A 10,177-nucleotide genomic window follows, 5' to 3' on the forward strand; every position below is an offset into this window, starting at 1 on the left:
CTATTCAAACATCTTCAATATTTATTACTTACTTTCCTTTCTAATGCCGACTAGTATTGCTAGTCGGTTTTTTTGTTTCTACTTTAGCAAACTAAGCTATAAGCATATCAGTCATCTGTGGTAGAATAGAGAAAATTATACATAACTAAAATAGTGAATTACGAGAGGTGTATTTTATGAATAAAGAACAACTAATCGAACTAGATAATGCAATTAGGTCGTGGTTATTAACGTTAGATCAAGTGATACCAAATTTAGTTGGAGAGATGGAAACATCAACAAAACGCAATAGATTTGATTTAGTGACAAATGTTGATAAAACAATTCAACTACAATTCCAACAATTTTTAAATGATAACTATCCTGACCATCAATTATTAGCAGAAGAAAAATCGAATGACGAAGTAACTCCAAAAGAGGGACATGTATGGATTATGGATCCGATTGATGGCACAACAAACTTGGTAAAGCAGCAAGAGGATTATTGTATTATATTAGGTTATTTCGTTGATGGCGTGCCAACATTATCTTACATATATGATTATCCACATCAACAGTTACATAAAGCAGTAAGAGGTTATGGAGCTTATACTAATGGTGAACCTATTACACCACCAGAAACAATGGACTTGGCAGATGCAATTATTTCATTCAATTCACAAGTAATGAATAATGACACGATTAATGATTTATACGATGCTGCTTTTAGTTATCGTTTTATCGGTTCATGTGGGCTTGATTCAGTAAGAGTGATACAAGGACAATTTGGTGCACATATCAATACCAATCCTAAACCATGGGATATAGCTGCACAGTTTTTATTCGCAGAGGAACTTGGTTTGACAATGACAACATTAAGCAATACACATTTAGATTATGCCACAAGTGGCCCATTTATTATTAGTAATCCAGGGTGCCATGAGGAAATATTGCAAATAATAAATAGTGGAAATGGATATGCGAAATATTAAATTTCTGTAAATATAAATAGGTCTTAAGCACTATGTCAAGGGACATGGTTTACTATATAATAATTCATTGAATGAACTTAAACTCATAGAATAGAGAATTGGAGTGATACAATTGAGCCGCTCGGAATATAAAAGAAGTAAAAAAATGGGGTTGCCTACAAAAATACTGTTATGGTTGATCGGTATTTTAGTTATTTTAGCCATAGTAGCAGTTATTTATTTAGCTTTTAAAATCTTTTCGGTAGGAAATTCAATTCATAACCCATTAGATAGAAACAAATCAGAATTAAGAGATAAAAAGGTAAACTTAAATAATGGTGATCCATTTACAATTGCACTATTAGGTGTAGATTCAGATGCTGAAAGAAATGCTAATGGTGGTGGGCAGAGAAGTGATTCTATAATGGTCATTTCTATGAATCCAGATAAAAAAACATCAGAAATAGTAAGTATTCCAAGAGATACGCAAGCTGAAATTGTTGGCCACGGATCCACAGAGAAAATCAACCATGCGCATGCCTATGGCGGACCAGATATGGCTGTGAAATCACTTGAAAAATTATTAGATGTGCCAATTGATCACTATGCCACAATCGATATGGATGGTATGAAAGATATGATTGATACACTTGGCGGTATAGATGTTGTGAGCAATGCAACATTTAGTTATAATGGTGCTTCATTTGTAGAAGGTGAGAAATCTCATATGGATGGTGAGCAAGCAATGGCCTTCATTAGAAGTAGAAAAGAAAGCGGTGCTGGTGGCGATTTCGGCAGACAAGAACGTCAACAGCTAGTCATGCAAGGTATTGCGAATAAATTGACAAGTACTAAATCTATTACACACTTTAACGGTATTATGGACCATATTAAAGATAACGTGACGACTGATTTATCACTAGGCGATTTAACAAAAATTAGAAGTAAGTATAAGGATGCAAATGAAACAGTTAATAGAAATCAATTAGATGGACAAGGTGGTATTCAAGATGATGGATTGTATTATTTTATACCAAGTGAAAGTTCATTAAGCGATATTCAAAATAAAATTAAAGATAATTTAGAAATTTAACACCGAGAGGCTGGGACGTCATTGATTTGTCCCAGTCTCATTTCATATTGTCAGTAATTGAAGGCGCTTCAAATCAATTTTTGTTCAGTTCTAGTTATCCTTGGCGGAGTGTTACGACGAAATCTTTTTAATAAAATTAGATTTCTATCACACTCCGTTTTTTAGTGTTTTGAAATTATAAATTAAGGAATATAATAGAAAGCCTTAACATTTTGAGCAGTAAGATTTACAATTAAAGCAATGCTACTTTTGGAAGCGTGGGGCTTCTAAGACTAGCAAGTGAATCACCATAGATATAAAGAATAATGGGCAATAATAATATTGAAGGGGTGATTTAATGCAGGAGCATTTAATCGTGACGTTAGATGGTAAGGACTATCTTGCTGAACCAGGTACTAATTTACTTGAGTTTATCAAGGGTCAAGAAACATTTGTACCATCGATTTGTTATAACGAATCGTTAGGTCCAATTCAAACTTGTGATACATGTACAGTTGAAATCGACGGTAAAATTGAACGCGCATGTAGTACAGTTATAAATCGACCTATGGTTGTCGATACGCAAAATAATAAAGTTCAAGACAGTCAAAAAGAAGCGTTAGACCGTATATTAGAAAAACACCAATTATATTGTACAGTTTGTGACTACAATAATGGTGATTGTGAAATTCATAATACAATGGATCAATGGGGCTTAGAACATCAAACCTATGAATATAAAGACAAACCATATGAAAAAGATTATGGACCATTTTATCGCTATGACCCAAATCAATGTATATTATGTGGGCGCTGTGTAGAAGTTTGTCAAGACGTGCAAGTCAATGAAACTTTAACAATTGATTGGGAACGTCAAGAACCGCGTGTTATTTGGGATAATGATGTCTCAATTAATGAATCATCATGTGTTGGATGTGGTCAATGTGCCACTGTATGTCCATGTAATGCCATGATGGAAGTGGATATGGAAGGTAATGCTGGCTATATGACTGACTTAGAACCAGGTTCATTAGCAGCAATGATTGACTTGACGAAAAAAGCAGAACCAGGATACGGTCCGCTATTTGCAGTTTCAGATTCTGAAGCGGCAATGCGAGAAGAGCGTATCGAAAAAACTAAAACAGTATGTACATACTGTGGTGTAGGATGTTCGTTCGATGTTTGGACAAAAGATAGAGAAGTTATAAAAGTCCAACCACAACCAGAATCACCTGCTAACAAAATTTCGAGCTGTGTAAAAGGTAAGTTCGGTTGGGATTATATCGATTCAGAAGAACGTTTAACTAAACCATTGCTTCGTAAAGGTGATGCTTTTGAAGAAGTTGAATGGGATGAAGCGTTAAAAGTTGTAGCTGATAACTTTACAAAAGTTAAAGCTGACAAAGGCGCAGATGGACTAGCATTTATATCTTCATCTAAAGCGACTAATGAAGAGTCCTATTTAATGCAAAAATTAGCGAGACAAGTTATTGGAACAAATAATGTCGATAACTGTTCTCGTTATTGTCAAGCACCTGCAACAAAAGGTTTATTTAGAACTGTAGGACACGGAGGAGATTCCGGTTCTATAGAAGATTTAGAGCAAGCGAGTATGGTCGTACTTATCGGAACAAATACAGCCGAAGCACATCCGGTTATTGCTTCCAGAATTAAACGCGGTCATAAGCTTTATAATAATACACTTAACGTATTTGATATTAGAAAGCATGAAATGGCAGAACGTGCTGATAATTTCTACCAACCTAAACCAGGTACAGATTTAGTATGGATATCAGCAGTAACAAAATATATTATTGATCACAATCTACATGACCAAGCATTTATTGATGAATGGGTAGAGCATTTTGAGGAATATTATAACTCACTAGCACTATTTACTATGGAATTTGCTGAAGAAACAACTGGTATTCCGAAAGAAGATTTAATTGATTTTGCGCATCAAATGGCAGCAGCTGAATCTGTGTCTATTTGTTGGGCTATGGGTGTGACACAACAAGACATTGGTAGTGACACATCTACTTCAATTTCCAATCTGTTACTAGCTACTGGGAACTACAGAAGACCTGGTACAGGTGCTTATCCATTACGTGGTCATAACAATGTTCAAGGTTGTAGTGATATGGGAAGTATGCCTGATCAATTCCCAGGTTATCAAAAGGTAGCAGATGATGATATTCGTGCTAAATTTGAACGTGAATATGGCGAAGCTTTACCAGCTGAACCCGGTAAAGACAATCACCAAATGATGGAAGGTATCCATAACGGAGAAATTGATTCACTATATCTTTATGGTGAAGATACAGGTATTGTAGATTCTAATATTAACTTTGTACAAGCGGCATTGGAAAAAGTAGGATTCTTAGTAGTACAAGATGAATTCTTCACTTTCACAGCTTCTTATGCAGACGTGATATTACCTGCAAGTCCTTCATTAGAAAAAACAGGTACGTTTACTAACACTGAACGTCGAATCCAACGTTTATATCAAGCATTAGAACCTAAAGGAGAATCAAAACCAGATTGGCAAATTATCCAAGCTGTAGCTCAAACATTAGGTTATGAGTGGAATTATACACATCCAAGTCAAATTATGGATGAAATCGCTAGATTAACACCATCTTATTCAGGTGTGAATTATGAGCGTTTAGCAGGTTATAATAGCTTGCAATGGCCAGTTGCAGAAGATGGCACTGATGAACCGACATTATATTTAAATGGCTTTAACTTTGACAATAAAAAGGCTAAATTCTTCCCACTGACTTTTGATAACTTCTTTAAACAAAACGATGTTTATGATTTGCATGTGAATAATGGTAGATTGTTAGAACACTTCCATGAAGGCAATATGACATATAAAGTGCCTGGATTAGAATATAAAATGCCAAATGCATTTGTTGAGGTATCACCAGAGCTTGCAGAGGACAGAGGTATACATGAAGGTGCCGAAGTAAAATTAATCTCTGACACTGGAGAGGCGGAATTGGTCGTTCATGTAACAGATCGCGTTAAAGGCAAAGAAATATATATTCCATTAAATAATAATGCGATGAAACACGGTGATCATGGCGCAATTAACTTACTAACTAATAGTGACGTTGATAAAGATACAGATACGCCGTCATACAAACGTACAAGTTGTCGTATGGAAGTGAAAACGAGAAGAGGTAAATCACCTTTAAATCCAACGAATTTCCGTGTCGACAAACATCGTAAGCCACAATATAGTGTCCAAGTAGAAAATAAATGGGCACGTGAAGATTATGTCTTTCCAGGAAATCAGGTGGATAAATAATGGCTGAGAGAATTACTAAAATTAACCGTATTCAAAAAACAGACGAACAAATCAAACAGGAAAGCTTAGATGAAGTGACTACAGCAATTGCAGAAAATAAAGAAAGCATTTTAAAAGCGATTAATATAATTAGCACTTTGGATGATGCCAAGTTACTAGATGCACTATCAGGTGCAGTCAAAGGTCGCGGCGTCATTGCTAATAAATTTGCACTTGAGCTAAATAAAGACCAATATTCTGGCTTAATTTCAAATATGGCATCACTAGTATTTTTATTAGGTGATTTAGACGTTGAAGATTTAAGCACTACACTTAATAAAGTCAATAAAGGTCTGCGTGTAGCTAATCAAGCCAATCCAAATCAAAAAACATCCATTACAGGATTGATGGGTATTTTAAAAGATGATGAAATGAATCGTAGCTTGACGTATATGTTGAACCTCTTAAAAGGTATGTCGAGAGGTTAATATTATTTAGCCATCATACAACTTATAGGAGCCGGGACACTAATTATGTCCCGGTTCTTTTTGTGTTTGCTTAAATTTTAAAAGTGAAATTTAACTGTCTATTAACATAAGTGATTAGTTATTGTTAATGTATGCCAATTATAAAACCTTGGGTATGAACGTTTGTTGTTAAGAATTGTGCTATAGCTTTCAACTGAAAATATGATACAATTTTGAAAGTTAGAAGTATATAGTTAAACTGATTCAGTTGGGAGTGAGTCGCATATTAATGTGAAGATGATAAAAGTAATGGCAATATGTTCTAATATCTTTTTAGTATTAGGGATTATATTCTTAGTTATGATGAATTTTATTATGGCTATCACTATGTTTGCAGTTTCATTAGCGATTAGCTTAGTCATATTTAATTCAATGTTTAGAGATCGTACGGCAATGAAAATAATTATTAATGTATCATTTGCTATTGTGGTCTTAGCAGTGATTCTTGCTTATTATGTATTAACCTAATTAAATGCTACAAGGAGTTTTTAGAGCATGAATGAAAAAGTGAAGCAGCGATTGCCTATGATTTTATTGACTATAATTTTAGTGATATTTGCCATTTTACTTATTATTAATGAAACAGAGTTATTTGAAAATAAACAAAAATATACATTTGATGAAGCTGTTAATCGACAGTTAGCTGAAGGAACATTGAATATGAAAGAAGAGATTCAACAATTCGTTGATGCTTCTAGAGCAGAAGTAGCAGAAGCAATGAAAATTGAAAATAGCAATGATGATTTAAATCATATGGACATTTCAGAACCTGTATACTTATCAGAAAAAGAAGTGAATCAGATATTACGTGATAAGGGTGTTTTTAAAGATAAAGGGAAAGCATTTCTAGAAGCACAGGAAAAACATGATGTAAATGTTATTTATTTAATAAGTCATGCATTAGTAGAAACGGGTAATGGTAAGTCGAACTTAGCGAAGGGCATTAAAGATAATGGTAAACATTACTATAATTTCTTTGGCATTGGTGCATTCGATGAAGCGGCCGTCCAGACAGGTAGTAGTTTTGCCAAACAGCAAAAATGGGACTCGCCTGAAAAAGCAATTGAAGGAGGCGCTAAGTTTGTACGTGGTAATTATTTTGATAAAGACCAAATATCATTGTATCAAATGCGCTGGAATCCCGAAAACCCAGGAAAACATCAATATGCTAGTGATATAGAATGGGATGAAAATATTGCTCGAATTATGAAACGTTACTATGATAAACTAGGTATTAAGAAAGACGATATTAGTAAGCATTATTATAAATAAAATATATAGAATAAGGGATGACGTTGTGCGTATACAGTCGCGTTATTCCCTTTTTCATGTTGATATCAGAGGCTTACAATTTTAGATATGAGGTGCAAATAAAGTGAAAATAGCAGTAGTAGGTGCAGGAATCGGTGGTCTAACCGTGGCTGCATTATTACAAGAACATGGACATGAAGTAAAAGTATTTGAAAAAAATCAGGAACTTAGTGAAGTAGGTGCAGGAATCGGTATCGGCGGTAATGTCATAGATAAATTGCATAACCACGATTTAGCAAAAGGCATTAAAAATGCAGGACAAATTATCGATACACTAGCAATAGCGGATAATTCTGGCACAGCTTTATCAAAAATAAAATTGAAACGAAATACTATAAATTTAACGTTAGAACGTCAAAGTTTATTAAAAACAATTCAATCGTACGTGCAATCGTCTTCTATTTATACAGGATATCAAGTACTTAGCATTGAAAATGAGGCTAATAAAGTAACAGTTCATTTTGAAAAACACGAGGCAGAAACATTTGACCTTTGTATCGGTGCAGATGGGCTTCACTCAAGTGTTAGAGCTAGTGTAGCACCTAATACTAAAGTCAATTACCAAGGTTATACAGTGTTCAGAGGTTTAGTCAATGATGTGCAATTAAAAGATGCTAATACTGCGACAGAATATTGGTCGAAACAAGGTAGAGTTGGCATTGTGCCATTATTGAATAATAAAGTATATTGGTTTATTGCCATTAATGCTAAAATCCACAACACTGAATATCAAACGTATGGTAAACCACATTTACAAGCACGTTTTAATCATTTTCCTAATGAAGTAAGGGAAGTATTAGATAAACAAAGTGAGACAGGAATCTTATTGCATAATATTTATGATTTGAAACCTCTCAAAACCTTTGTGTACAACCGTACAGTATTGTTAGGTGATGCAGCACATGCGACTACGCCAAATTTAGGACAGGGTGCAGGGCAAGCGATGGAAGATGCTATCGTTTTGGCTAACTGTTTAGAAACTTATGATTTTGATCAAGCATTGGAAAGATATGATAAATTACGTGTGAAACATACGAAAAAAATCATTAAAAAGTCACGTAAAATAGGAAAAGTGGCACAATCTACGCAACGTTTATTTATCAAAGTAAGAAATGCTATTGCCAAACGTATACCTAATAGTTTATTAGCAAGACAAACAAAGTTCATTTATAAAACAAAAGATAAATAATATGACATATATAAAGAGACTAGGACGAACCAATTTTGTCCTAGTCTCTTTTCATATTTTATTTATTTACAATATATTGTGGTTGCTCACCTGTTAATTTAAGAATCGTATCATTAGCGACTATTTTCGACATCATATCACGTGATTCAAATGTGGCATTACCGATATGAGGGGTAATTACGACATTGTCTAATGTTTTAAGTTCGTCGTTAATTTTAGGTTCAAATTCAAAGACATCTAGTGCGGCGCCTTCAATGTCTTTAGCTTTCAGTGCATCGACTAATGCTTGCTCATTTACGATAGGGCCACGTGCAGCATTAATTAAATAACTTGTAGATTTCATTTGTTTGAATTGTGGTGTATCTATCATGTGATGTAATTGTGGGCTATACGCAGCATTGATTGTTACAAAATCAGCATTAGCTAACAATGTATCTAAGTCAACATATTTTGCACCGATTTCTTTTTCTTTATCAGGTTTTTGGTTAGGACCAGTATATAGAACATCCATATCGAATGCTTTAGCTCTTCGTGCGACTGCGCTACCAATTTCACCTAAGCCTATAATACCTATAGTCTTGCCTGATACTTCACGCCCTCTAAAGAAGAGTGGTGCCCAACCATCGAAGCCTGTAGTGCGACATAATCTATCACCTTCTGCGATTCTACGTGCTGTTGCTAATACTAAAGCAAAGGTTAATTCCGCAGTTGAATTAGTAGATGCTTTTGGAGTGTTAGTAACATCAATATTCAATTGACGTGCGTAATCAACATCGACATTATTAAAGCCCGCTCCATAATTTGCGATAATTTGTAACTTACTACCAGCATCAATAATACTTTTATCTACATTTGTAGATAATAAACTGATGAGTGCATCAGCATCTTTGACACCTTCTTTTAATGTTTGTTGATCAATAAGGCCTTCACCTTCATACATTTCAACATCAAATTGAGCTTTAAGTAAATTAAGCCCAGCTTCAGGTATTGCTCCTGCGATAAATACTTTTGTCATATGTATCACTTCCTTTAAAATAAGTATATTAAAGAATAGCATAAGTAACAAATGGAAACGCTTAGCTAATCATTTTTAGTCCAATTACGGCAACGATAATCATGCCGATATAGAAAACGCGTTTTTTATTTTTTGACTCATTATAAAACAACATCCCAACTACAGTGCCACCACCTGTACCAATACCACTCCATATAGCATAAGCAGTGCCCATGGGAATGCCATTCATCGCCAGTTTTAAAGTACTAAAACTACAAATAAAAGCTATTGCTAAACACACGACTAACCATTTATTTTTAGTTCTAGTTATTTCATTTAATAAAATAACACCTATTATTTCTAAACAACCAGCTATTAATAAAATTAGCCATGCCATTATGTTTCACCTTCTTCTTCTGTTGAAAGTTTTAACCCAATAATACCTATGATTAAAATAATAATGAACACCATTTTTGTGAAATTAAATGGATTATTAAATAACACCATTTCGACAAGTACAGTACCAACAGTACCTAGGCCAACAAAAATGGCGTATACTGTCCCAACTGGCAAACTTTTGCAAGCTGAGATTACTAAATAAAAGCTTAAGCCAATGAATAATATGACGATAATCCAAGCAAAAGTTGAGTCAGCAATATTAAGTCCTGTTACCCAAATTACTTCTATGATACCTGCTAAGATAACTTTTAACCATTGCATGTTTGCATCTCCCTTTTAGTAATAAACCACTCCATTTTCTCAAATTTTAAATAGAAGTGCAAAGTGCCCATTCAGTTAGTAAATGCATATATTGTAGTAATCAAAGGGAGTGGGACAGAAAT

10 protein-coding genes are annotated in these 10,177 nt (G+C 34.3%); 7 read left to right on the top strand and 3 right to left on the bottom strand.

The window, feature by feature from the left end:
- The first annotated feature begins 176 nt into the window (after window positions 1-176).
- The 7 genes from JVU85_RS08460 (at window position 177) to JVU85_RS08490 (ending at window position 8,341) form a co-directional block, all read left to right on the top strand.
- Window positions 177-971, top strand: coding sequence for an inositol monophosphatase family protein (locus JVU85_RS08460; protein WP_021459693.1), 795 nt, complete (start codon window positions 177-179; stop codon window positions 969-971).
- A 145-nt stretch (window positions 972-1,116) separates the two neighbouring features.
- Window positions 1,117-2,043 (top strand): LCP family glycopolymer transferase, encoded by a 927-nt coding sequence (locus JVU85_RS08465; protein ID WP_002510088.1) that lies wholly within the window; start codon window positions 1,117-1,119, stop codon window positions 2,041-2,043.
- Window positions 2,044-2,380: 337 nt separating this feature from the next.
- Window positions 2,381-5,335, top strand: a complete 2,955-nt coding sequence (gene fdhF, locus JVU85_RS08470; RefSeq protein WP_107389127.1) for a formate dehydrogenase subunit alpha — start codon at window positions 2,381-2,383, stop codon at window positions 5,333-5,335.
- Window positions 5,335-5,802: a helical membrane plugin domain-containing protein gene (locus tag JVU85_RS08475; protein ID WP_204171892.1), complete on the top strand. Its 468-nt coding sequence runs from the start codon at window positions 5,335-5,337 to the stop codon at window positions 5,800-5,802. The genes fdhF and JVU85_RS08475 overlap by 1 nt, the downstream gene beginning before the upstream one ends.
- A gap of 288 nt (window positions 5,803-6,090) precedes the next feature.
- Entirely contained in the window at window positions 6,091-6,309 is a 219-nt protein-coding gene (locus tag JVU85_RS08480) for a hypothetical protein (RefSeq protein ID WP_021459691.1), read from the top strand.
- Window positions 6,310-6,336: 27 nt separating this feature from the next.
- Complete coding sequence (locus tag JVU85_RS08485) at window positions 6,337-7,113, top strand: N-acetylglucosaminidase (protein WP_204171891.1); 777 nt, start codon at window positions 6,337-6,339, stop codon at window positions 7,111-7,113.
- A 103-nt stretch (window positions 7,114-7,216) separates the two neighbouring features.
- Window positions 7,217-8,341, top strand: coding sequence for an FAD-dependent monooxygenase (locus tag JVU85_RS08490; protein ID WP_204171890.1), 1,125 nt, complete (start codon window positions 7,217-7,219; stop codon window positions 8,339-8,341).
- 58 nt (window positions 8,342-8,399) lie between these two features.
- Here JVU85_RS08490 and JVU85_RS08495 read toward each other — a convergent pair whose 3' ends face one another.
- The 3 genes from JVU85_RS08495 to JVU85_RS08505 all read right to left on the bottom strand — a co-directional run bounded on the left by JVU85_RS08495 (window position 8,400) and on the right by JVU85_RS08505 (window position 10,055).
- Window positions 8,400-9,356 (bottom strand): 2-hydroxyacid dehydrogenase family protein, encoded by a 957-nt coding sequence (locus tag JVU85_RS08495; RefSeq protein ID WP_112369356.1) that lies wholly within the window; start codon window positions 9,354-9,356, stop codon window positions 8,400-8,402.
- Between the two features lie 61 nt (window positions 9,357-9,417).
- A complete protein-coding gene (locus JVU85_RS08500) occupies window positions 9,418-9,732 on the bottom strand; it encodes a DMT family transporter (protein ID WP_112369355.1) in 315 nt (104 codons plus the stop codon).
- Window positions 9,732-10,055, bottom strand: coding sequence for a DMT family transporter (locus tag JVU85_RS08505; protein WP_002510078.1), 324 nt, complete (start codon window positions 10,053-10,055; stop codon window positions 9,732-9,734). The genes JVU85_RS08500 and JVU85_RS08505 overlap by 1 nt, the downstream gene beginning before the upstream one ends.
- Window positions 10,056-10,177 lie beyond the last annotated feature (122 nt).

This window comes from Staphylococcus sp. GDY8P72P, from assembly GCF_016890655.1.
Classification (GTDB): Bacteria; Bacillota; Bacilli; order Staphylococcales; family Staphylococcaceae; genus Staphylococcus; species Staphylococcus arlettae.

Coding starts and splice junctions, on each gene's coding strand:
- JVU85_RS08460 (WP_021459693.1), top strand. CDS start 177: ATGAATAAAGAACAACTAATCGAACTAGATAATGCAATTAGGTCGTGG.
- JVU85_RS08465 (WP_002510088.1), top strand. CDS start 1,117: ATGGGGTTGCCTACAAAAATACTGTTATGGTTGATCGGTATTTTAGTT.
- fdhF (WP_107389127.1), top strand. CDS start 2,381: ATGCAGGAGCATTTAATCGTGACGTTAGATGGTAAGGACTATCTTGCT.
- JVU85_RS08475 (WP_204171892.1), top strand. CDS start 5,335: ATGGCTGAGAGAATTACTAAAATTAACCGTATTCAAAAAACAGACGAA.
- JVU85_RS08480 (WP_021459691.1), top strand. CDS start 6,091: ATGGCAATATGTTCTAATATCTTTTTAGTATTAGGGATTATATTCTTA.
- JVU85_RS08485 (WP_204171891.1), top strand. CDS start 6,337: ATGAATGAAAAAGTGAAGCAGCGATTGCCTATGATTTTATTGACTATA.
- JVU85_RS08495 (WP_112369356.1), bottom strand. CDS start 9,356: ATGACAAAAGTATTTATCGCAGGAGCAATACCTGAAGCTGGGCTTAAT.
- JVU85_RS08500 (WP_112369355.1), bottom strand. CDS start 9,732: ATGGCATGGCTAATTTTATTAATAGCTGGTTGTTTAGAAATAATAGGT.
- JVU85_RS08505 (WP_002510078.1), bottom strand. CDS start 10,055: ATGCAATGGTTAAAAGTTATCTTAGCAGGTATCATAGAAGTAATTTGG.